Origin of the sequence: Prauserella shujinwangii (assembly GCF_003001955.1) — a bacterium.
GTDB lineage: Bacteria > Actinomycetota > Actinomycetes > Mycobacteriales > Pseudonocardiaceae > Qaidamihabitans > Qaidamihabitans shujinwangii.
Genome location: NZ_PVNH01000003.1, coordinates 335413 through 356848 on the forward strand (window position 1 = coordinate 335413; position 21436 = coordinate 356848).

The following is a 21436-nucleotide window of genomic DNA, read 5'->3' on the forward strand; positions in this document are numbered from 1 at the left end:
TGCAAACCGCCTAGCCTACTCGTTCCCGCTGGCCGAGAATCCCTTGTGGACGGATGAGGAGCACCAGGATGAGCGCGAGCAGCGCCCATGCGTTCTGCAGGTCGATGGGGAACCACAGGCTCGACATCTGGGCGACGATGCCGACGACGAAGCTGCCCACCATGGCCCCGTAGGCCGTGCCGAGGCCGCCGAGGATGATGCCGGCGAACATGAGCAGCAGCAGCCGGAAGCCCATGTCCCAGGTGATGATCTCGGTGAGGCCGAAGAAGACGCCCCCGATCGCGGCGAGCCCGCCGCCGAGCGTCCAGACGACGAGAACCACACGGTTCACGTCGATACCGGAGGCCTCGGCGAGGTCGCGGTTGCTGGACAGGGCGCGGATGGCCGTGCCGATCCGCGTCTTCTGCAGCATCAGCGCCACGCCGACCAGGAGACCCACCGAGATCAGCACGATCGTCAGGTCCCTCGGGGTGATGCCGACCGGCCCGAGGTCGATCGCGCGCTGGATGTCGTACTCGCGGTAGGACTGCGGGCGGGTGCCGAAGAAGATCAGGATGACGTGCCGGAGCAGGAGTGAGAGCCCGATCGTCACGATGAACATGTTGATCATGCCGACGCCCCGGCGGCGGAGTGGCGCCCACAGCCCGAGCTGCAGGATCGCGCCGACGAGCGCACCGATCAGCACGGCGATGAGCGCGGCCACCACGAGGTGCAGGCCGGCCGAGATGTTCAGGAAGAACGCGACCACGGCTCCGATCGTGACCAGCTCGCCGTGCGCGAAGTTGATGAGGTGGGTGGTGCCGAAGACGAGGGAGAGGCCCACTGCCGTGATCGCGATGATGGCGCCGAACTGGACACCGTCGAGCAGCGCCTGCAGCGCGCGGGCGCCGAAACCGGGCCCGGTCACGACCTCGTCGCCCTGCGCCGCCGCGGTGCCCGGTGCCAGCGCCACGAACAGCACAGCGAGCAAGGGCACAAGCAATCGGAAGTTACGCACGGTCACCTCGTACGCCGCGGGGATCTTTGGACGGTCAGTGTAAACACGGTTACCGCCTCCGGGTATGGGTCTACGTGATCGTTACCTGAAGTAGCCAGTGTGGGGCCAGTCCGGCCGTTCGCGTCATGGTCGCGGCTCGCCGCCCTCTCCTAGGTAGTCCGTTCGGGGGAATACGTACGTAGGAGCGAACAGTCAGTATGGAAGACGAGACACGGCGGGTGCTGGCCGCGCTCGCGGCCCTCGGTGACGCTCTCCCCCACACCATCGCGGCGCTGCGTGACGGTGCCCTGCCGGTGCCCGCGCAGCGGGAGGTCGCCGCCCGGCTGATCGAGGCCGGGGAGGCACTGGACGAGCACGCCGACCACCAGGCCGCGGCGAGCAACGGGCACACCGACGGGTTCGGCGCCGCCGGAGCGGAGTGCCACGACGAGGACTGACCGGCGGGTGAGGTGCCGTCGTCGCCGCTGGCCTGTTCCCGCGGCGGGCCGGGTGCCGCGACGAGGACCGGCCGGCCGGTCACGCACCGACGGTGCCGTCGATCCGCTCTCGCAGCAGGTCCGCGTGCCCGTTGTGCCGGGCGTATTCCGCGATGAGGTGCACGAGCAGCCACCGCAGCGTGAACGGCTCGCCCGACCGCGGCCGCGCGCCCCGCGTGTCGAGCCCGGGCGCGGCCGCCACGATCTCCCGGGACCGGGCGCACTCCGCCCGCCAGACGGCGAGCGCCTCCCCGGTGTCCCCGCCGAGATCGGTGAAGTCCTGGTCCGGGTCGTCGTCGGTGTAGTACAGCATCGGCACGTCCTCGCCTGCGAACTGGATGCGGAACCACCACCGCTCGGCGGCGGCGAGGTGCCGCACGATGCCGTGCAGGCTCAGCCCCGACGGCGGCACGCCGAACTCGGAAAGCCGCTCCGGGGCGACCCCCGCGCATTTCGCCTCCAGCGTCGCCCGGTGCCAGTCGAGGAAGGCGGTGAGTGTCGCGCGCTCGTCCCCGGTGCGCGGCGGTTCGGTGCGCCGGCCGCCGGCCCATCTCGGGGAGAGGTTCTCGGCGGGCACGGCGGGTTCGGTCACGGGGTGAGTCTGGCAGGCGGCACCGACAACCCGGGGTGGTGCCGAGGGCAGGCCCGCGGCACGAGCCAGGACCGCGAAGCCCTCGGCGGAACCGGTCCAGTGGGCCCGGACGGCGGCCAGGCCCGCTCGCCGGACCACGCCACGCAGCGCCACGGTCACCACGACGACGTCGTCGGCGAAGCCGAGTACCGGCACGACATCGGGGACGAGGTCGAACGGCAGCGCCAGGTAGCCGAGCGCCAGCCAGAGCCGGACCCGCACGCCGCGGGGCAGGCTCCGGTCGGCCGCGAGCCGCCGGACCAGCCGCAGCACGTCCGGCAGCAACCGGACCGCCTCCCGCAGCCTGCGGCCCCGCGGCCGGACCGCGAACAGCACGGCCACCAGGAGCAGCCACGCCGCGGCGAGCCCGGCCACGAGCCCGAGCACGGCATCCCACCACCACCCGCCGGTCACGGTCGCCAGCGTGGCACGCCGGGCGAGGGCGCAGGCCAAGGCCCGCTCAGGCGGCCGCGGTCTTGCCCTGGTCGTTGCTGAGCCACTTCTCCGGCCGCATCCGGACGAGGATCGACCGCGGCCCCAGCGCGCTGTCGACGTAGCCGACGGCGTCGGCCTCGGGCAGGTAGCGGCGGGCGATCGCCAGCGCCTGCTCCCTGGTCGGCGGTTCGTCGTTCGCGACGACCGGGCCCTCGGCGGTCACGTACCGGTAGGGCAGCGCCTCCGACTGGGCGACCAGGCTGAACCGGCCCGCCGCGCGGATCGCCCTGTCCTTCACCGTGTCCCGCTCCATCCAGATCCGGATCTCGCCACCGGGCCGGTAGTCGTACCAGACGGGGACCGCCAGCGGGGCGCGTCCCTCGCGCTCCACGGCGAGGATGCCGATGTGGACTCCGGACAGGAACGACTGACGCTCCTCGGGGGTCATGACGAAGGACGACATGGAACCGGGCTCCCTTCCGCGTTCGGTAACCCGTCCAACCCGGTATACCCGCCGGGCATTCCGGGAGTGGCCTGCCCGCGTTCAGCGGCCCTCCGCCGCCATGCGCAGGCCGAGGGCGACCAGCACCGTCCCGCTGACGGCGTCCAGCCTGCGCCGGACGGCCGTGCGGCGGAACCAGGAGCCCGCGCGGCCGACCGCGGCGGCCAGCGAGAGGTACAGCACGATCTCGACCGCGACCTGCAGCACGGCGAGCAGCGCGGTGGTGGCGAACAGCGGCCTGCCCTCGGGCACGAACTGCGGGTAGAACGCGACCATGAAGGCGGCGGCCTTGGGATTGGCCAGCATGACCACCAGGCCCTCGCCGAACGCCCTCGCCCAGCCGCGGGAGCCCGGTGCGGATGGTTCCCCGGCGAGCTCGGCCGCCGGGGTTCCCCGGTCGCGCCACGCGGACCGCCACATCCGCACGCCGAGATAGAGCAGGAAGCCCGCGCCGACCACGCGCAGGACGAGGAAGGCGACCTCGGAGGCGGCCACGAGCGCGGCCAGCCCGGCGGCGGCGAGCAGAGCCCACAGGTAGAGCCCGGCCTCCAGGCCCAGCACCGTGGGCACCGCGCCGGAGAACCCGCGCAGCGCGGCCCGGCGCAGGATCAGCGCCATCGCGGGGCCGGGGGAGGCGGAGATCAGCACGACGGCGGCCACGAACGCGGGCAGGGAGGCGAGCAGGTCCATGGCGGGATACTGCCCGCCACCGTCGCGTGGCTCAACGCACTTTCCCTTGAGGTTCACATCAGTGGCAGACCATACGGTCCCGGCATGACCTCATTTGTCGTGCACCGCGACGGCCGGGCGGCGACCGTCGACGACCTGGCCCCGCTGGCTTTCGCCGGCTACGCCCACTTCACCGCCATGCAGGTGCGCGGTGGCCGGGTCCGGGGACTCGACCTGCACCTGGAGCGGCTGCGGTCGGCCTCGGTGGAGTTGTTCGGCCGGGCACTGCCCGACGACCGGGTGCGGGGGTTCCTGCGGGCGGCGCTGGCCGCGAGCCCGGCCGACGTGTCGCTGACCGCGACCGTGTTCTCCCCTGCGGGGGAGTTCACCGTGGCGGGGACCGAGGTGGAGCCCGGGGTGCTCGTCCGTACCGGCCCGCCGGCATGCGGGCCGGAAGGGCCGCTGGCTCTGGCGGCGGTCGAGCACGAACGGATGCTGCCTTCGGTGAAGCACGTCGGCGAGGTGGCCAAGACGTACCTGCTCCGGCAGGCCGCGGGGAAGGGGTTCGACGACGCCGTCTTCCTCGACCGCCGGGGCAGGCTCAGCGAGGGCACGATCTGGAACCTGGCTTTCTGGGACGGCACCGCGGTGACGTGGCCGTCCGCCGACATGCTGCGCGGGACCACGATGGCGATCGTCGGCAGGCAGCTCGAGCGCCTCGGCGTCCCCCAGCGGGTCCGGGAGCTGACGCTCGCCGACCTGCCGGAGCTGGCCGGAGCCGTGGTGCTGAACTCGTGGACGCCGGGGGTGGCCGTGCACCGGATCGGCTCGGTCGACCTGCCCGCCGCCCCGGAGTTCGTCGAGCTGCTGCACCGCGCCTACGAAGCCGAAGAACCGTGTCTCGTGAGTGAGGAACGTGGTTAGAACCACGGACAGCACTCACGAGCGGGGCCGGCGTCGCCTCGGCGGGGGCGATCCTCGACGCGCCCGGCTCTCTCCGCGCACCTCTCGGTCGAGGTGGCCCGAGCCCCCCGGTCCCGGGACGGCCGGGCCGGTGAGGTCGCCGGGGGCCGCGGTGCGGGGCTGATCCGCCGCGGTTCGCGGGCCCGTCACTCGTCCGGGGCCAGCCGGGCGATCGCTCCGGCTTCGAGAGCGACCCACAGGGCGCCGTCGGGTCCGAGGGCGATGCCGTGCGGTTCCGAACGGGGGTCCGGCAACGCGTAGTGCGCCAGGTCGCCGTCCTGGCCGATGCGGCCGATCCGGCCCGTACCCCATTCGGTGAACCAGCAGGACCCGCGCGCGTCGGCGGTGATCGCGTGCGGGCGCGCGGCGCGGTCCGGCAACGGGAACTCGGTGATCGCGCCGTCCACGCCGATGCGGCCGATCTGGCCCGCGCCGATCTCGGTGAACCACAGCGCGCCGTCGCCGCCAAGGCAGATCCCGACCGGGCCCGCGTCGGCGGTGGGCAGTGCGTGCGTGGTGACCTTCCCTTCGGGAGTGATCCGGCCGATGGCGTTCGCCTGGTTCAGCGTGAACCACAGGGCACCGTCGGCGCCCCCGGTGATCATCGAGGGAAAGCCGCCCTTCGTGGGGAGGTCGAACTCCGTGACCGTTCCCTCGACGGTGACCCGCCCGATCCGGTCGGCGTGCAGTTCGGTGAACCAGAGCGCACCGTCCGGGCCCGCGGCGATGCCGAACGGTCCCGCGCCCGCCGAGGGAACGGCGACATGTGTGACGGCGCCCTCGGCGGAGATGCGGCCGATCCGGTGCTCCTGGGTCTCGGTGAACCAGAGCGCGCCGTCCGGCCCCCGCACGATGAGCGAGGGGCGGCCCGAGGCGGGATCGAGCCGGTAGGTGGTGTGCTCGCCGTCGAGGCCCAGCCGCCCGATCCGGTCGTGGTGCACCTGGGTGTACCAGATCGCGTCGCCGGGGCCCGCGACGATGCCGTACGGCCCTGAACCCGGTTCGCCGACCGGGTACTCCACTACCGACACCCCCGGTGTCCCCTTTCTCCTCGCGACCGGTCGATGATCCTGGCCCGGCTCCTCCGCGCCGGGCAAGCGAATTCCGCCGCACCCGCCGGGACAAGAATTCCTTGACGAGAATATTCGCTCAGGTGAATACTTCAGCGCATGGACCGGATCGCAGCAGCACTGGGGGACGCGGCGCGGTGGCGCATCGTCGAACTCCTCGCCGAGCGTCCCCGGTCCGTCGGTGAGCTGGCCGAGCTGACCGGGCTGCGGCAGCCGCAGACCACCAAGCACCTGCAGACCCTCGCCAGGGCCGGTCTCGTCGCCGTCTTCCCGCTCGGGCAGCGCCGCGTCTACGCGGTGGAGGCGGCGCCGCTGGCGGCGCTCGCGCGCAGGCTGGGGGAGCTGGCCGAGCGCACCGAGGCGCACCAGGGCGAACGGGACGTCCTCGCGCGGTACCGCGCCGCCATCGACGCGGAGTCCGCGGTCGCCGACCGGGACCGGTGGGCGGACGAACGCACCTTCTCGTTCGAGCGCGTGCTGCCCGCGTCCCGGGACGTCGTCTGGCGGCACTGGGTCGATCCGGACCTGCTGGCGTCCTGGTGGGCACCGCCGTCGATGACGGTCACCGACTGCGTTCTCGAGCCGTGGGCGGGCGGGCGCGCCGTCCTCGAGTACCGCGACGCCGAGGGGCGGTACCGCTCCGAAGGGCGGGTCCACGCCGCGGCGGAACCCGAGCGCCTCGGGTTCGACCTCTCGGTGCTGGACGCGGCGGGGGCGGTGTCGTTCACCGGTCACTACGACCTGACGCTCACCGGGGACCCACACGGCACCCGGTTGCGGCTCGGCCTGCGCATCACCGAGACCACCGTCGAGGCCATGCCCTACATCGCCGGGATCGGAACCGGCTGGGAGCAGGTGCTGGACAACCTCGCCGACGCCGTCGGCGCGTCCCGGCGCGCCACCAGAAGATCTACCCAAGGAAAGGAACGACAGCCATGACCAACCCGACCGGCCGCAGCGTGACCGCGAACATGAGCCTCACCATCGACGGGCGTTACCACGGCCCCGGAGGGCCCGGCGACCTCGGCGCGATCGTCCCGTACGCCACCACCGAGGTCGCGCGGGGACACCTCACCCGCATCTGGCAGACGGCGACGACGGCGCTGCTCGGCAGGCGCAACGCCGAGGGATTTCTCGGCTACTGGACACCGGTCGCCGAGGACGACGATGCCGACCCACGTGACCGCGGATACGCGAAGTGGCTGGTCGGCACGGAGAAGGTCGTCCTGTCGACCACCTTGACCGAGCCGCCCTGGGAGCGCACCCGCGTGGTGAACGCCCCCGCCGCGGACGTCGTCACCGAGCTCAAGGCCACCGGTCAGGGCGACATCCTCGTCAACAACAGCGCGAGCGTCATCAAGGCGCTGCTCTCGGCCGACCTGCTCGACCGGATGTACCTCCTGATCTGCCCCGAGATCACCGGAGGCGGGCAGCGGCTGTTCGACGACGGTATTCCGGCGTCGAAGTGGACACTCACCTACCAGGAAACCGGCGAGCTGGGCGAGATGGCTTTGGTCTACGACCGCGCACGCTGACGGCCAGTGCGGTGCCCCGGTGTCCCGTGTGGACACCGCTTCGGCACCGTCGACCTGCTACGTGCTCCGCGACCCAGTGGCCTCGCACGTCGTGGAAGCTCCCCAGGTGTTCTGCCGCTCCTGGTAGTCGGCCCGGACGGACCCGACGCTACGCCGGAATTCGTCCGTGGCACTCAGCCGGGGGAGGTAGGCCACGGCATCGAATGCCTCGAACACCGGGGCGTCGAGGAACTCGTGCTGCGAGCGGAACTTGCTGAACGTCCCGGCATCGTCCACATCGGCCTCCCTGAGGTCGGCGACCGTCAACGCCGCGGTAGTGTCGAAAGCCGTTTCGACGCTGCCCGGCTCGGGCGCGGGCAGGGCGCGTTCGACGAGTCGCAACCCGGTGGGTTGTTCCGCGTCGGGCTCCCCGGAGACAACCTGCCCGTGGTTGCCCGTCGCGGCGATGGCGACGTAGTCGTCGCCGAGCGCGTCGCGCAGGTGGTATCCGGCGGGGAAGAGACCGTCGGGCCCGTCCTGCTCAACCGGTGTCGTCCGGATGTGCACGTTGTGCAGCGCGAGGACGATCCGCGTACCGGGCTCGCGATCGAGCCGCCGGAGCACCGACTCGGCCATGAACGCGTCCAGCGACGCCGTACCGACCGCCAGCCCGCGCCCCGACATGTCCCGGTGCAGGTGATCGACGAACCAGGCGGCGCGCAGGTAGGTCATGGCGTCGTCGGGCGTTGCCCGGCCGGCCGCCATACTCTGCGACCGCGCGAGGAGGCGGCTCAGGTCCGCGGTGAGCGCGTCCCGGACGGACTGGTCGAGCGCCTGGTAACGCGCGAATGTTCGGAACGGCTCGTCGTCGTGGAAGCTGCTCGCGCCGGCCAGCGCCCGGTCCAGCAGCGGGATCGCGTCCGGATCGGTCCGCTCCAGGCGGCCGCGGAGTCTCCGTAGTTCGGGCAGGGGCGATCCGCCGCCGTTGCCCGCGAGCGTTCCGGCGAAGCGGACCGGGCGCTCCGCCGTCGCGTTGTGTTCCCGCATCCAGGTCAACGTGTCGTGCATGTCCTGGCAACGGGTCAGCGACATGGCCGGCGTGCCGGTGAGCTCGGCGAGATCACCACGACCACCGCGCACCCAGTGGTCGAGTGACTCGGACTCGACGTACGGCGATTCGAAGGCGTACACGCTGAACCCGCACCGCAGGACCAGAAAACGCAGCAGACGGTGGCGGAGCAGGTAGAACTCCCTGATGTGGTGGGAGTTCTCGCCGATCGCGACCACTCGCGCGTTCCCGATCAACGCGCGCAGCGGCTCCAGGTCGTCCAGTGGCGCGGCGGGGTCGATCGTGCCGGCGGTGAACGCCCGTTCCCGGACCCAGTGCGCGAACTTCATCGCCACCCCCACGAAATCTGACAGACCTGTCAAGGTTGGTGAAATCTTACATGACTGTCAAACATCGCTTACGATGACGGGCGATGCCGTACCAGAAGCCCGAGGAGGCCCGGACGCGTCGCCGCGCTGACGCCGAACGCAGCCGCACCGCGATCCTTGCCGCGGCCACGCGCGTCCTCGGCACGCGGCGCGACGTCGGACTCGATGACATCGCGAAGGCGGCGGGTGTCAGCAGGCAAACCGTGTACGCGCACTTCAGGTCACGGGAGACGTTGATCAACGCGGTGGTCGAGCACGTGACCGGGGCCGTCGTCGCCGCCATGGACGACGCCGTGACCGACGCCGTCGACGGGGAGCCAGCCGAGACCACCCTCGTGCGGCTGCTGTCGGCAAGTATCCGCGTCGCTCACCGGCTACCTGTGGTCCTGCGCGACCAGCCGCTCGCTCCGGAACGGTCACACGAACTGCACCGCCCGATCGTCGGACGATTCGCCGAGGTGATCGAGCGCGGTCGGCGGAGCGGTGAATTCAGTGACCGGCTTCCCCGCGACTGGCTGGTCGCCGCGATCATCGCCCTCGCGCACGCCGCCGCCGACGAGGTCGATTCCGGGCGGATGACCGCGGATGACGCCGAAGCCGCTCTCCGGCTCAGCGTCCGCCAGCTGGTCCTGCCCACCTGATGAGGTGGGCGACGAGGAGGCCGCGTCCACGAACCCACCGGGTCGCACGCGCATGCCACCGCAGGAGCAGTGCGGCGGCCATCGCGGCGGCGTCGCGCACCACCGCCGAGCGTGCTCGCGGTCACCATGGCAGACGAGCGCTCGGTTCAGCGTAGGCGCGTCGAAAGGCCGAGACCGGCCGGTGGAACTCGTCGCCACTCGCTCGCACGGGGTGCGGAAGCTGTCCGAGTTCTTCCGGTGGGCCCGGTGGGACTCGAACCCACACTGGCACGGACCTAAACCGTGTGCCTCTGCCAATTGGGCTACGGGCCCGACGACCGCAGCCTAGCGCGCGGGGGCCGGGCGGAATCCACGGCATTCGGCGTGGCCCGCGCGGCGCGGGCGGTGGCCGTGATCTACCGTTGGCCACCTGCGCAAGCATGCCTGGAGGAGGACACGTGGCGCGCGACCCGGAGACGATCGAGCGAGACATCGAGAAGGCCAGGGAGGCCCTGGCGGCGACCCTGGACGAACTCGGCACGAAGGCGAACCCCAAGCGGTTCGCCGACTCCGCCAAGACGAGCCTGCGGGCTCGGTTCGAGGACCCGAAGGTCAAGTACCCGCTGATCGGCGCCGGTGTGCTGATCGGGGTGCTGCTGGTGCGCAAGCTGTTCCGCTGACGCGGCTCAGCCCGTAGCGGCCTGCCGCACCCCCTGGGACGCGGTCGCCATGTCGGCGGGCTCGCCGTCGGCATGGCTCTCGTCCTGCTCGGACCGCGCGGTGTCCGGGCTCCTGCCGATCTCCTTGCGCGGCACGACCGGTTTGTCCTTGGCCTCCGGCTCGTCGCCGCCTTCCGGCGCGGCACCGTCCTCGGCGCTGTCGGTCTCCGTCGACTCCGCGGTCTCCGTCGACTGCGGGGCCTCAGCGGCGTCCGCGGCTTCCGTGGCCTCCGTGGTGCCGGTGGTCTCGTCGGCTTCCGTGGTCTCCGTCTCCGCGCTGTCCTCGGCGGGCTCCGCACGGGACAGCCGGGCCGTCATGTAAGCCGAGGTGAACTCGAGCGCACTGCCGTTGAGCAGGTGCACCACCGTCGCGCTCCGCCCCTCTTCGGTGAGCTTCTCGACGAGCTGGTCGGCGCGGTCGCGTGCGGCGATGATGCCCGGAGCGCGTCCGTGCAGTGACTTCCCCTCGCCGGCGACCGTGACAGACCAGTCGTCGTCCTCCTGCACGTACGTCGCGGTGATCGCTTGAACCACCAGTCTCACCCCTCTCCACGGTGGGCTCCTGCTGTGAGGAGACCCCGATCCGGCCGCCTCATGACGCAGCCGCGACTACCCCGCCAGCACGAAGCTCACGCATAACAATTCGAATTCTGTACTTCTCCTACCGCACCAGCAATACGACGATGCGTCAGAAACTACTGAGGGTGAGAACACTCTCAGTGCGTTATCGCGGAGAGTGATGCTCCGGCCGCGCAGTGTCGATCTTGGTCGCACGCTGGGCGAGGCCTCCCCAGAGCAGGTCCATCGCGTACTCGGTGACGATCTCCGGAGTGATGTCCTCGTGCCGCTCGCACCAGATCGCGAGCCGCTCGCACGCGCCGACCACGAACTCCGCGGAGGCCTCGGCCCGGATCGGGTCGCTCTCGCCGACCAGCGCGCCGAGCAGGTTCGAGATCAGGTCCGTCTGCTGCTGCCTGGTGGCCTCGATCTCGTCGGCCGCGGACGTGCCGATCAGGGCCATCTCGTGCCGCAGCAGGGACCACGCCTCCCGGTGCTCCCTGATGAACACGAAGAACGCGCGCAGCCCCCTGCGCATCGCGTCCTCGGCCGACGCCGCCTGCGCCACGGCCTCCTCGGTGACCTCGCGTAGCGCAGCCCTCGACTGGCGAATGCACGCGAGCAGCAGGCCCTCCTTGGAGTGGAAGTACTCGTAGAGCATCGGCTTGGAGACGCCGACCCGCTCGGCGATCTCGTCCATCGAGGCCGCCGTGTACCCGCGCTCGGCGAACACGGCCTCGGCCACCTCGATCATCTGTCGTTCGCGCTCGGCGCGGGGCATGCGCTTGCGCCGGGTGGGGGCCTTGGCTGTCGTGCTCACGAAATCCACTCTACCGGAAGTAACCTACTAGCAGTAAGATGGACTTCGAGTAACAGTAACTGCGGCATGGAGGCAGCAGATGGGCAAGCGCACCGAGGCCGGCGTTGTCATCGTCGGGACCGGCTTCTCGGGTCTCGGCATGGCGATCCAGCTCCGCAAGGAGGGCCGCGAGGACTTCGTGATCCTGGAGAAGGCCCACGAGGTCGGCGGCACCTGGCGCGACAACACCTATCCGGGCTGCGCGTGCGACATCCAGTCGCACATGTACTCCTTCTCGTTCGAGCAGAACCCCGACTGGTCGCGGTCCTTCTCGCCGCAGCCGGAGATCTTCGCCTACCTGCGCGGCGTCGCCGAGAAGTACGACCTCTACCGGTTCATCCGGTTCGGCCAGGAGATGACGGGCGCCCGCTGGGACAGCGACGAGAACCGCTGGCACGTCACCACCGCGGGCGGCGACGAGTTCGTCGGCCGCTACCTCGTCTCCGGCGTCGGCGCGCTGCACATCCCGCAGATCCCGCGGTTGCCCGGCATGGAGCGGTTCCAGGGCCGCAGCTTCCACTCCGCCGAGTGGGACCACGACTACGACCTGCGCGGCAAGCGCGTCGCGGTGGTCGGCACGGGCGCGAGCGCCATCCAGTTCGTGCCGCGGATCGCGGAGGACGTGGCCGAGCTCACCATCTTCCAGCGGACGCCGCCGTGGATCATGCCCAAGCCCGACCACGAGATGCCCGGCTGGGCCCGGCGGCTGTTCGCCCGCGTTCCCGGGGCGCAGCGCGCCTACCGCGACTTCCTCTACTGGCTGCTGGAGGTGCGCGCGATCGGCTTCAACGGCAACCCGCGGGTGATGAAGCTCGCGCAGCGGCTCGCCAAGTGGAACATCGACAAGCACGTCGCCGACCCCGCGCTGCGCGAGAAGCTCACGCCCGACTACATCCTGGGCTGCAAGCGCGTGCTGATCTCCAACGACTACTACCCGGCGCTGAACCGGAGGAACGTCGAGGTCGTCACCGACGGCGTGGCCGAGGTCACCGAGCGCGGCATCGTCGACGGCAGCGGCGTCGAGCGGGAGGTCGACGCCATCATCTTCGGCACCGGGTTCCACGTCACCGACGCCTTCGAGCACCTCGAGATCATCGGCTCGGACGGGACCGACCTCGGCAAGAAGTGGGCCGTCGAGGGGATGCAGACCCACCTCGGCATCACCGTCGCCGGATACCCGAACCTGTTCTTCCTGCTCGGGCCCAACACCGGCCTCGGCCACAACTCGGTGGTGTTCATGATCGAGCAGCAGATCCGCTACATCGCGGACGCGATGCGCCTGGTCGAGGAGCAGGGCGCCGAGGCGATCGACGTGCGTGCCGAAGCGCAGGCCGAGTTCAACGCCGAGATCCAGCGCAAGCTGGCGAACGGCATCTGGACGCAGGGCGGCTGCACGAGCTGGTATCTGGACGCGATGGGTGTCAACCGCACCATCTGGCCCGGTTTCACCTGGCGGTACTGGCTGCGCACGCGCAAGCTCCGCACCCGTGACTTCCAGCTGCTCGGCAGGCGGCGCGGCCGCACGGACGGGCGGCGGGACGAGCCGGCCACCGTCGCCGGCTGACGGTTCCCCACCCGCCGCGGCGTGCACCCAATGTGGCTTTCGGTGCGTCAGGCGCACCCAATGCCACATTGGGGAGCTTCGGGGCGGTGGGTGGTGGGGTGCCGGTGGGTCAGGTGCTCGCCCCGATGCTCGCCAGCTTCTCCAGCCGCGCGAGCAGGTCCGCGGTGTCGATACCGCACAGCTCGGCCATCCGGTCCAGCGCGGAGAGGTCCAGCTGGACCTCGGGGGACGAAGCCTGTCCCAGCCGGTCCTCGGCCCAGCGCCGCAGGGGCAGCAGCTCGGGCTGGTCGTCGGCCACCACGCGGGTCAGGTTCAGCCGGATACGGCCCGGCTCGTCGGTGAACACCCTCCGGTGCACGCGCGCGAGCAGATCCTGCGGCTGCTCGTCCATCGCCAGGCACAGCTCGACCAGCCGCACCACCGAGCACTGGCGGGTGCCCAGCTCATACGTCGCGAGCGTCTGCAGCGAGATGTCGCTCTGCAGGCGCTCGTTCAGCTCCTTGCGCGTCCATCCTCGCCTCTTGCGCAGCTTGCGCAACTCCTCGCCCAGCACGCGCTGGTAGGCGTCAGCGTCGATCAGCACTCCAGGTCCCCTGCTTGCACCGCTTGCGATGCCACGCGCCGGCACGACTCGGCCGGCACCATGCACGCGTTCCTCACGGGAATGAAAGGGGCTGCGGCCGCCGGTCTTACGCGGGTTCTGTAGAAATCTTGACAAAATCCGCGTGGCTACGCTGAACGGAGTAGCAAATGAACCCGAAAGGGCTCACCCACGTGACACGCTGGGTGGCCACACCCGACGGGCCGGGACACGCCCGCACGGCGCGTCCCGGCCCGTCGCGGGGGTCGGGTCAGTTCACGCAGGTGACGCCCTCGGCGGTGATCGGCGGCTCCTTCGCCGGCGACCGCGCCGGAGCCTGCGCCGCCTGCCCGGCGCCCGCCGAACCGGCGCTCGTGTCCCCGGTCTGAGCGGCCGAGTCCTCCTGGGCCTCCTGCGGCGAGTAGTCCGGGGCGAGCAGCACGTCGACGTGCCCGGCGGGCACCGACGAGCTCTCCTCGATCTCGATGTCGGCACGGAGCGCCTTGACGACCTCGCGGCCCGACGCCGTCTCCCCGGGCGGCACCCGCACCAGCGAGTTCGACCGGGAGGTCGCGTTGCCCACCTCGCCCTGGGCGAAGCCCTGCTCCGTCAGCGTGGCGGAGACGTCGCCGGCCAGCCCGTTGATCCCGGAGGCGTTGTGGACGTCGACGGTGATCTGTCCCTTGGGCGGCGCGGGCTTCGACTGCTCGGCAGGCGGAGCGCCGGCCATGTTCCCCACGAACCGGCGCACGTCGTCCGGGTCGATCTGGATGGCCGTGCCGTCGTCGGTCTCGTACTCCGGGTTCTCCACCGGGATCGTGCGGAACTGGATCTGGCCGCCGGTCAGTCCCTTGAGCTGCTGGGCGAACGCGAGGATGTCCCAGCCCTGGTTGAGCACGACAGACTTCTTGATGGCCTCGGTGAGGTCGGACAGCTTGCCCGGGTTGGCGAGCGTGCCCGCGGAGAGCACCTTCCTGGCCAGGCCCGCCATGAACACCTGCTGCCGCACGACCCGGTCCAGGTCGCCGCGGAGCAGGCCGTGCCGCTGGCGCACGAACGCCAGCGCCTCGAACCCCGCGATGGTCTGCCTGCCCGCCTTGAAGTCGGCGCCGGAGTACGGGTCGCTGGTGGCCTCCTTGAGACACACCTCGACGCCGCCGATCGCGCGCGTGATGTCGTAGAAGCCGAGCAGGTTGATCGACGCGTAGTTGTCGATGGTGGCGCCGGTGAGCTGCTCGACGGTCGCGATGAGCGTCTTCGCGCCCTCCTGGTTGCTCCGCACCTCCAGCTCCCGCTGGTCGGTGAGGCCCTCCTCCTTCAGCCGCTTCATCGCGTCGAACTTCGCCCGCGCGTACGCGGAATTGATCTTGTGCCTGCCGTAGCCGGGGATGTCCACGTACGAGTCTCGCGGCAGCGAGACGGCGACGGCCTTGCTGCCGTCGTTGGGGATGCGGACGAAGATCAGCGTGTCGGTGTTCAGCTCGCCGTCGGAGACGCCGGCGCGCAGCTTCGCGAGCATCTCCTCGGACAGCGGGTTGCCCTGCGCGTCGGTGCGGCTGTCCATGCCGACGAGCAGGATGTCGCGGGCCCCGTCGGCGGGCAGGTCGCCGCCCGCCTCCTCGCTGATGACGTCGGCCATCGTCAGGCCCTCCACCAGGCCCTGCATGGCGGCCCACGCGTACCCGGTGAGGCTCATCACCAGCGCGGACACCACCGCGAGCGCGACCTTGGGCCCGCGCAGCGAACCGCGGCGGCGCGGCGGGGGCGGTGGCGGCGACTTGGCAGGCCGCGCCGACTTCGCCGGAGCAGGCCGCGCGGGGCGGTGGCGGACGGTCGGCTCGTCGTCCGGAGGTGGCGCGGGGGAGCGCCGGGGTGGCGCCGGCCTGCCCGCCCGCGGGGTACCGCGGGGAGGCACGGATCTGCCGCCGCCGGCGCGCTCCTGCCACGGCCTCGGGGGACGCCTGTCCCCACGACCGTCCCGCGGCGGGTACTCCACGCCAACGGCTCCTTTCGTGTCGTGACCAGGTCCCGTACTCCGGACGCCTGAGCCCGTCCCCAGGTTGTCGTAGGGTGGCATACCCGCCTGTCGGCCGTGGTTCAGGCCACCCTGGCGTGGGCCGCGTCACGTGCCGAGGCGAACGACGCGAGCCCGGCGGCGACCGCGAACAACGCGGTGAGGCCGTGTGCGGCGACCACGAGTGGCTGCGGCTGCGCGGGCGCCACGGCGGACAGCAGCGGGGGGACGCAGGCGACCGCGGTCAGCGACCAGGTGCCGGGTGCGCTGCTCGCTCCCGTGCGCACCGTGTGCAGCAGCGACATGCCGAGCAGCAGGTGCACCAGGCTCTGGATCGGGTCGAGCGCGAGGCCCAGCAGCAGCTGGTCGCTCTCCGCCCCGAGTCCGCTCAGCGCGAGCCCGAACACGCCCACCGTGGCGTAGCCGATGCCGATGCCCGTCGCCGCCCTGGCGAGCACGTGGTCCAGCCTGCCGGTCCGGCCCGGTGGTGTGGGCCGCGGCGGCGGCCGGTGCCCCAGATGCCGCTCGAACCACCAGAACAGCACGGCGCCAGGCACGGCGAGCAGCGCGGGCGCGAGCAGGGACGCGGGCCGCAGCAGCGCGGCGGCCCCGGTACCGAGCTGCTCCGGCAGGTAGACCAGGGCCACGAGCAGTGACATGGTGGCGAGGAAGCCGAGGTAGCTGCTCATCGGCGCCCGGCGGGCGAACGCCGCGGCACGCAGCACCCACGGCTGCCTCGCCAGCCGCGCCAGTGGCATCCGGAACAGCGCCAGCAGGCTCAGGTGCACGATGCCCAGCAGCGCCACGGGCAGGGTCGGCCCGGCCAGCTCGGGCGGTGCGCCCGGGGCGCCCAGGAGGGTGAGCGGCGCCCCGCCCGCGGTGACGGCGAGCGCGAGCCCGCCGAGCCCGGCGGCCGCCGCGGCGCACAGCGCCGCCGTGCGGGTGCGTCCCGTGCCCGCGTGCCAGAAGGCCAGCTGCTGGGCGAGCAGGGCGAGGGCCAGTGCCGCGCCGTGCCGGGCCACCGCGGAGCCCGCGGCCGCCTCGCCGAGGACGATCACGGCGGCGGGGAGCAGCAGTCCGATGCCCGGTGCCCGGCGGTGCAGCGCCCACAGCAGCGGTGTGGCGGCCACCGTGAGCACGTACAGGCCGAGTAGCCACAGCGGGTGCAGCGCGATCCGCACGACCTCCGTCACCGTGTTCTCCGGGATGCCGAGCAGTTCCAGCGCGAGCGGCACCGCGAACGCCACCACGGCGAACACGAGCGCGAGCCGGAGCAGCCAGCCCGCCCGATGGGCCAGGTACTCGCGGTAGCCCCCGCCCGCACCGGTCACGGCACGCCATCCGGCGAGGTTGGCGTGTCCTCCCGCGAAGAAGAACACGAAGGCCAGTTGGGTGAGCCAGGTGAGCGGCCACAGCCATGCCTCGTCCGCGCCTGCCCAGCGGGCCAGCGACGTCCCGGCGTCCCCGAGCACGAGCAGCGCGATGCTGCCCGCGCCGAGCAGCGTCCACCGGCCGCCCCGGTACGGCAACGGCTCCGGGGCGGGCGGCCGGGGCCGGGCGCCCCGGGCGGCGTGCCAGCCACGCATCCGGAAGACGAGCAGCAGTGCGATCGCCAGCACCCCGGCGAGCATGGGGCCCACCGGTTCGCCCACCGGCGGGCCCCAGCGCTGGTGCCACGAGTTGACCACCAGCCCGGTGGAGTAGAGGGACGCGACGGCGTCGCACAGCCGCCGCGAGCCCTGCGGATTCCGCTCGCACGTGGCGCCCATGTCGGCGGACAGGCGGTGGTCGAGCGCCTCCCGCAGGCCGGGGCGGAGCGGATGCCCCTTGCGCTCCGCGTAGCGCAGCAGGTCGTAGCCGAGGTCGTGGGCCTTGCACGGCGTGCCGTAGTCCCAGCGGGTGCCGTCCTCGCCCCATGGCGCCGAGCAGCCACCGCCGACGTGCACGGCGCGGAGGGTCCCGTCGGGTGCCCGTTCCGTGCCCGCGACCACGCCGGTCACCGCGGTGAAGTCGGCGGGCAGCAGCTCCACGGCCGCCGCCGAACGAGCCGGGTCCATCAGGGTCTCGATCGCCGCCTCCGCCTTCGCGACGTCCCCGGTTGGCGGTCCCTGCGGGGGCGGGGCGTCGGTGCGCGTCGCCACGAACCCGAACCCGGTCACCACCAGCACGAGCAGCGCGAGCCACGCCGACGTCGCGAGACGGCGCCGCCCGCGCGGCGGCGCGGGCGGCGGGGGATCGGTGGCGGCGGGCACGGACCAAGGGTCTCAATGCGGTACGTCCGGCGGCATCCGGGTAACCCCCTGAGGTGACCCCCGATCCGGACTCCCTTCAGGCGGCGTCTCCCACGGGTGCGAACCGCACCTGGTTGCGCCCGTTCTCCTTCGCCGTGTACACGGCCTCGTCGGCTGCCTGCAGCAGCCCCTCCAGGGTGCTCGCGTGATCCGGGTAGACGGCGACGCCGATCGACGTCGTCCGGCCGGTGATCGTGGTCTGCCCACCGCGCTTGTCGGTCGTGTCGATCCGCAGCCCGGCGATCGTGCTGCGGACACGCTCGGCGGCGAGCCCGGCCGCGGCGGTGTCGGTGTCCGGCAGCAGCACCAGGAACTCCTCGCCGCCGAACCGGCCGACGATGTCGCTCGGCCTCGTGACCTCGCCGAGCACCTCGGCCACCGACATGAGCACGTCGTCGCCCGCCGGGTGGCCGAACGTGTCGTTGATCCACTTGAAGTGGTCGAGGTCGATCATGAGCATCGCGAGGGTGCCGCCGGAGCGGCTGATCCGCCCGAGGGCGCGTTCCGCGGCCTCCGTCCACCCGCGCATGTTCAGCAGGCCGGTCTTCGGATCGGTCACGACGTCGTCCTGCAGCTGGTCGAGCTCGGCGAGGCGGTTGAACACCACCGTGACGACCGCCATGATCGCCACCGTCGGTGGCATGGTGACCAGCAGCACCGCCGTCATCACGCCGAGCCCGGTGGTGATCGCCTCCAGCAGGTTGTCGGCCTTGCTGCCCAGCACGGTGCGGATCGTGGGGTTCGGCGAGCTCAGTGCGAGGATGCCGCCGACGTAGAGCACCTGCACGCCCTCGTAGACGAGCGCGGCCACGATGATGAGCAGGAACTCGCGCAGGGAGTCCCAGCCGGACAGGGTGTGCCAGTCCTGTGGGCCGAGCGAGATGTAGGTCAGGTGAGCCAGCGCCGCCGCGAGGCTGTGCGAGATCGACGAGAAGACGAAGTTGTGCGCGGGGCGCCGCGCGGTGAACCACCGCTGCAGGCGGATCAGCACGACGACGAGCACCACCAGCGTGGCGGGCAGCACCAGCACCGCGGGGAAGACCCACACCGCGATCAGGTCGATGAGGACGGTGCGCGTCCGGCTGCGCCTGCGTTCCTCCTGGCGCTGGGTCAGTTGGATATGCACCGTCGCACCCACGGCGAGGATGGCGAATCGCACCCAGTCCGTCGTGGTCGGTGTGCCGGACCCGGCGAAGGCGGCCGCGAAACCGCTGAGTGCCAGCAGTTCCATCGTGAGCAGGAACGCGATGAAGCGCTTCGGCCGCGTCCACAGCGCCCAGTCGCGCACGCGCCAGCTGTGCCGCCGGGGGCCGGCGGGGAGGTCACCCTGGGTGCGCCCGCCGTCGCTCGCCGGCATCGCCCCGGCCACCGTGCGCCGCCCATGGCCGCCCGACCGGGGCCTGCCACCTGGAGCCGGAGCCGCCGGTGGCGGCCGGTCGCGAGGTGTCAGGGGCACTCGCCAAACCTCCCCGCTGCGTCGGTTCCCGTCGTTGCGTAACCTGTCCGGCGTCCGCATGAGAACGATGCGCTATCCACAGCAGGTATCATCTCACCGCACCGGAACTGTCGTGTGGGCGAGGATGCACACTGAGGTGTCCGTGCGCCCGATCCGGAGTTCGAAAACGATCGGAGGTGTCTCCCTTGTCGGGCCGTGATTTCTGATCTAGAAATGCATCAGGTGGGTTGGTTGTCCGCGTCGGAGGAGGTGCCCGTGTCCGGTCGTGATTTCTGATCGACAGGCTCGTGAAGTGGTCGTATCGACGAAGTGACGGAGGTGTCCGGCGTGACCGGTCGTGATTTCTGAAGCCAGCGGTGTAGGTCAGGTGTTCGTTTGCCCGAGCGAAGGAGGGGTCCCGTGTCCGGCCGTGATTTCTGATGTTGATCTGTTCTTCCGGAAGTGCTCGACGCGCATTGAGGCAGGAGGTGTCCGACGTGACCGGCCGTGATTTCTGAATACTCGTCGTCATCGATTTCTTCCCCTTGTTCGAGGAGGTGGCTGAGTTGTCCGGCCGCGACTTCTGATTTTCTGCTTCCGCTTTCCCGAGCCGGCTGAGTCCCGCTACGCCAGGCCCGTGGTGGCGCCGTCCGGCGCCCCGCGAACCCGCGCCCAGGACAGCGCGACCGGTATGGTGAGAACCACCCCGGTCACCCCCGCGAGAGCGATCGCCGTGGTGGCGGATCCCACCAACTCCGCGACCACGCCCCCGATCGCCACGCCCACACCTTGAGCCACGCGGAGCCCGGTGCGGTACAGCCCGCCCGCGCCGCCACGGAGCTCGTTGGGAACCCACGTGATGAACGTGGCGCCGACGGTGATGATGTACGCGCCCGCCGCGCCTGCCGTGGCGAGGAGCAGCAGTGCCAGCGGGAGGTTCGGCTCGGCCGCGAACGCGACGAGGATCGCGGCCGCGGCGGTGGCGAGAATCCCCATGAACCGGCGCCGCGTCTCCGCCGACACGAACCGGGAGAGCACGAACGCGCCCACGATGAACCCGAGCGGGTCGGCGGCGAGCAGCCAGCCGACGGCCTGGTCCGGCGCGCCGATCTGGTGCGCCAGCGGCGCGGCGAGCCCTTCCGGGATCACCGCGAGACCGACGAGCCAGGACAGCGCGAGCAGCACCCGCAGCCTGCGCTGGCCGAACACCCAGTGCGCGGCACCGAACCATCCCTCGGAGCCGTCGCCCGCGGCGGGGCGCCAGCGCACCTGCCAGCGGATGAGCACCCCTGCGACGGCGAACGTCACGGCGTCGATCGCGAGCGCCCACGACGGCCCGACGAGGGTCACCAGCACGCCGCCGCCCGCCAGGCCGGCAAGCATGGCGACGTTCGTCGTGATGCCACGCAGGTCCTGGCTGCGCAGGTAGAGGTCGTCGTCGTGGAACACCTCGCGGGTGAGCGCGTTCTGCGCCGCGTTGGCCGGTGCCCCCACCAGCCGCACCAGCACGAGCAGCAGGCACAACGGCAGGAGCGGCATCCCGGGCAGGGCCATCGTGCCGACGAGCGCGGCCTGCGTCCCGGCGGTGACGGTGAGCACCGTGCGCCGGGGGAACCGGTCGGCGACCTGCGCGAGCCCGAGCCCGCCCGCCAGCGCGGGCAGGAACGTCAGCGCGTAGACGGCGGCGGCCCACAGCGCGGAGCCGGTCCGGCTGAAGACCGTGATGGCCAGGGCGACCGACGTGAGGTGGTCGCCCGCGACCGACTGGGCCTCGGCCAGCCAGAGTGCCCTGAACTCGGAGTTGCCGAGCGCCGTGCTCATCCGGGGCGCCGTCCGCGAACTCACCGTGCTGGTCACCTGTGCCGAATCGTTACTGGTCGCTTGTGTCGATGACGACGTTCAGTATGCCGCCGGCTACACAGTGCCGAACAGTGAACGAAAGTCGAATCGAACTTTCGGGCGTGTGGCTTGGTCCGAACGCCCGCCGTCAAAGGTACGGGATCGGGCGGTACCGCCTGCCCGCTGACCGGGACGCACGCCCGGTGACGCCGACCCGCGCGGCAGTTTCCCGCAGCCGATCACAGCTCACTCGTTCGGCGCAG

20 protein-coding genes, 1 tRNA gene and 1 pseudogene are annotated in these 21436 nt (G+C 71.5%); 7 read left to right on the plus strand and 15 right to left on the minus strand.

Annotation, left to right across the window (positions count from 1 at the left end; translation table 11 throughout):
• Positions 1-10: 10 nt before the first annotated feature.
• Entirely contained in the window at positions 11-976 is a 966-nt protein-coding gene (locus B0I33_RS08300; RefSeq protein ID WP_245900498.1) for a branched-chain amino acid ABC transporter permease, read from the minus strand.
• A gap of 218 nt (positions 977-1194) precedes the next feature.
• On the opposite strand from B0I33_RS08300, the gene B0I33_RS08305 reads away from it, so the two are divergent.
• On the plus strand, positions 1195-1434 hold the full coding sequence (locus tag B0I33_RS08305) for a hypothetical protein (protein ID WP_106177976.1): 240 nt from the start codon (positions 1195-1197) through the stop codon (positions 1432-1434).
• Between the two features lie 79 nt (positions 1435-1513).
• On the opposite strand, the gene B0I33_RS08310 is transcribed toward B0I33_RS08305, so the two are convergent.
• The 4 genes and pseudogenes from B0I33_RS08310 to B0I33_RS08325 form a co-directional block, all read right to left on the minus strand.
• Positions 1514-2065 (minus strand): DinB family protein, encoded by a 552-nt coding sequence (locus B0I33_RS08310; RefSeq protein ID WP_106178262.1) that lies wholly within the window; start codon positions 2063-2065, stop codon positions 1514-1516.
• Positions 2066-2230: 165 nt separating this feature from the next.
• Positions 2231-2518 (minus strand): annotated as a pseudogene (locus B0I33_RS08315) (YkvA family protein); the annotation flags it as partial.
• 46 nt (positions 2519-2564) lie between these two features.
• Positions 2565-3002, minus strand: coding sequence for a pyridoxamine 5'-phosphate oxidase family protein (locus tag B0I33_RS08320; protein ID WP_106177977.1), 438 nt, complete (start codon positions 3000-3002; stop codon positions 2565-2567).
• An 81-nt stretch (positions 3003-3083) separates the two neighbouring features.
• Entirely contained in the window at positions 3084-3731 is a 648-nt protein-coding gene (locus tag B0I33_RS08325) for a LysE family translocator (RefSeq protein ID WP_106177978.1), read from the minus strand.
• An 84-nt stretch (positions 3732-3815) separates the two neighbouring features.
• Between B0I33_RS08325 and B0I33_RS08330 the strand changes: the two genes are divergently transcribed.
• Positions 3816-4634: an aminotransferase class IV family protein gene (locus B0I33_RS08330; RefSeq protein ID WP_106177979.1), complete on the plus strand. Its 819-nt coding sequence runs from the start codon at positions 3816-3818 to the stop codon at positions 4632-4634.
• A 185-nt stretch (positions 4635-4819) separates the two neighbouring features.
• On the opposite strand, the gene B0I33_RS08335 is transcribed toward B0I33_RS08330, so the two are convergent.
• Positions 4820-5704 carry a Vgb family protein gene (locus B0I33_RS08335; protein ID WP_106177980.1) on the minus strand — a complete coding sequence of 295 codons (885 nt, stop codon included), beginning with the start codon at positions 5702-5704 and terminating at the stop codon, positions 4820-4822.
• Positions 5705-5842: 138 nt separating this feature from the next.
• On the opposite strand from B0I33_RS08335, the gene B0I33_RS08340 reads away from it, so the two are divergent.
• Together B0I33_RS08340 and B0I33_RS08345 are read left to right on the plus strand one after the other, a co-directional pair.
• Positions 5843-6682, plus strand: a complete 840-nt coding sequence (locus tag B0I33_RS08340) for a metalloregulator ArsR/SmtB family transcription factor (protein WP_106177981.1) — start codon at positions 5843-5845, stop codon at positions 6680-6682.
• On the plus strand, positions 6679-7278 hold the full coding sequence (locus B0I33_RS08345; RefSeq protein ID WP_106177982.1) for a dihydrofolate reductase family protein: 600 nt from the start codon (positions 6679-6681) through the stop codon (positions 7276-7278). Before B0I33_RS08340 ends, B0I33_RS08345 begins: the two co-directional genes overlap by 4 nt.
• A gap of 57 nt (positions 7279-7335) precedes the next feature.
• Here the strand turns inward: B0I33_RS08345 and B0I33_RS08350 are convergent, their stop codons facing one another.
• Entirely contained in the window at positions 7336-8655 is a 1320-nt protein-coding gene (locus tag B0I33_RS08350) for an erythromycin esterase family protein (RefSeq protein WP_245900545.1), read from the minus strand.
• Positions 8656-8738: 83 nt separating this feature from the next.
• Here B0I33_RS08350 and B0I33_RS08355 point away from each other — a divergent pair, with 83 nt between their 5' ends.
• Positions 8739-9335, plus strand: a complete 597-nt coding sequence (locus B0I33_RS08355) for a TetR/AcrR family transcriptional regulator (RefSeq protein ID WP_106177984.1) — start codon at positions 8739-8741, stop codon at positions 9333-9335.
• A 238-nt stretch (positions 9336-9573) separates the two neighbouring features.
• On the opposite strand, the gene B0I33_RS08360 is transcribed toward B0I33_RS08355, so the two are convergent.
• Positions 9574-9647: transfer RNA gene (locus B0I33_RS08360), tRNA-Leu, on the minus strand.
• 125 nt (positions 9648-9772) lie between these two features.
• Between B0I33_RS08360 and B0I33_RS08365 the strand changes: the two genes are divergently transcribed.
• Complete coding sequence (locus B0I33_RS08365) at positions 9773-9994, plus strand: DUF3618 domain-containing protein (protein WP_106177985.1); 222 nt, start codon at positions 9773-9775, stop codon at positions 9992-9994.
• 6 nt (positions 9995-10000) lie between these two features.
• Here the strand turns inward: B0I33_RS08365 and B0I33_RS30365 are convergent, their stop codons facing one another.
• Together B0I33_RS30365 and B0I33_RS08375 are read right to left on the minus strand one after the other, a co-directional pair.
• Complete coding sequence (locus tag B0I33_RS30365; protein WP_245900499.1) at positions 10001-10567, minus strand: hypothetical protein; 567 nt, start codon at positions 10565-10567, stop codon at positions 10001-10003.
• Positions 10568-10757: 190 nt separating this feature from the next.
• Positions 10758-11411, minus strand: a complete 654-nt coding sequence (locus tag B0I33_RS08375) for a TetR/AcrR family transcriptional regulator (protein WP_245900500.1) — start codon at positions 11409-11411, stop codon at positions 10758-10760.
• Between the two features lie 79 nt (positions 11412-11490).
• Here B0I33_RS08375 and B0I33_RS08380 point away from each other — a divergent pair, with 79 nt between their 5' ends.
• Positions 11491-13014, plus strand: a complete 1524-nt coding sequence (locus tag B0I33_RS08380) for a flavin-containing monooxygenase (RefSeq protein ID WP_106177986.1) — start codon at positions 11491-11493, stop codon at positions 13012-13014.
• Between the two features lie 109 nt (positions 13015-13123).
• Here the strand turns inward: B0I33_RS08380 and B0I33_RS08385 are convergent, their stop codons facing one another.
• The 5 genes from B0I33_RS08385 to B0I33_RS08405 form a co-directional block, all read right to left on the minus strand.
• Complete coding sequence (locus tag B0I33_RS08385) at positions 13124-13597, minus strand: helix-turn-helix transcriptional regulator (RefSeq protein WP_106177987.1); 474 nt, start codon at positions 13595-13597, stop codon at positions 13124-13126.
• Positions 13598-13865: 268 nt separating this feature from the next.
• Positions 13866-15590, minus strand: coding sequence for an LCP family protein (locus tag B0I33_RS08390; RefSeq protein ID WP_245900501.1), 1725 nt, complete (start codon positions 15588-15590; stop codon positions 13866-13868).
• Between the two features lie 101 nt (positions 15591-15691).
• The gene (locus B0I33_RS08395) at positions 15692-17860 is read right to left on the minus strand and encodes a phospholipase (RefSeq protein WP_106177989.1); all 2169 of its coding nucleotides are present in this window, start codon (positions 17858-17860) and stop codon (positions 15692-15694) included.
• Positions 17861-17936: 76 nt separating this feature from the next.
• Complete coding sequence (locus B0I33_RS08400) at positions 17937-19130, minus strand: GGDEF domain-containing protein (protein WP_106178264.1); 1194 nt, start codon at positions 19128-19130, stop codon at positions 17937-17939.
• A gap of 828 nt (positions 19131-19958) precedes the next feature.
• Positions 19959-21155 (minus strand): MFS transporter, encoded by a 1197-nt coding sequence (locus B0I33_RS08405; protein ID WP_106177990.1) that lies wholly within the window; start codon positions 21153-21155, stop codon positions 19959-19961.
• Positions 21156-21436 lie beyond the last annotated feature (281 nt).